Genomic DNA, 1011 nt, shown 5'->3' with positions numbered 1-1011 from the left:
ACACGCCTGACCATACATGGTCTGACGCGGCCGATGCTGCTGGGATAATCCCCTATGCTTTGGAAATTGAAGGCAATTATAAGATGGGCAGGGTAGATAAAGGAGGTAAGAGAGAACCAAACTCAATGGCCTTTTGAATGAAAATTGACCAATCCCAGGACGGATTTGACGCTTTAAAAAAGCAATTTGACGCGGATTTTGAGGCAGGCTGTGAGTTCCAACGCACCGCCGCTAATGATTATGCCTTTTACGAAGGCAATCAGTGGACAGAGGAAGAAAAAGGGGAATTATCTGACGGAAACAAGCCCTCTCTAGTTCTAAACCTTGTTATGTCCAACATCAATAGCGTGTTGGGAGCGGAAATAAGCAATAAGCGCCGCATTATTTATCAACCACGCTCTACCGACAAGAATATAAACGGCGAAATGATGACGGCGGCCGGCGAATGGTTCCAGGACGAAGCTGATGCCGACAGTGTCAACAGCGACAGTTTTTCCGATGCGATGATTTGCGGCCTTGGCTGTGTCGAAGTTTCTCTGGATTTTGACAATTCCCCCCTCGGGCGGCCTTTTATGAGCGCCATTGATATTAAGAGCATGGTGATTGACCGTGATGCACACAAATGCAACTTGCAAGATGCCAGACGGGCATTCAGGCTGCATCGCATGGCCAAATCGGACGCAAAAGCGCTGTTCCCCGGCGCTGACGAGGGCGACCTTGATTTTTGCTGGGGCGACAGCGAGGGGGACAGAAAAACATACAAGGAATCGGCGCTTATCCGCGGTGATTTGCCCTCTTACGCCGACTTCTTCGGCAAAGAAGCGCAAGATAACATAGATTATTGCACTATTTGCGAGGCGCGGTGGATAGAGCAAGGAGAACCGTATTACCTGACAAATGACTGGCGGGTGATTGAACCGGCGATTTATGAATCCCTGCCGCCGGGAGGGCGGCCCAAGGCCATTAGATTTTTCAGCAAAATAACGCGGCGGGGGTGGGTGGGGGAAAAAA

1 pseudogene is annotated in these 1011 nt (G+C 50.1%); it reads left to right on the top strand.

The features are described 5' to 3' along the window. Positions 1-137 precede the first annotated feature (137 nt). A pseudogene (locus tag DPQ22_RS04020) lies at positions 138-1011 on the top strand (hypothetical protein); the annotation flags it as partial.

Origin of the sequence: Candidatus Tokpelaia sp. (genome assembly GCF_008636115.1) — a bacterium.
In the GTDB taxonomy this organism is placed as follows: Bacteria; Pseudomonadota; Alphaproteobacteria; order Rhizobiales; family Rhizobiaceae; genus QLZD01.
Note: the sequence above shows the minus strand (reverse complement) of the source record. Positions and strands in the feature narration are given on the sequence as shown.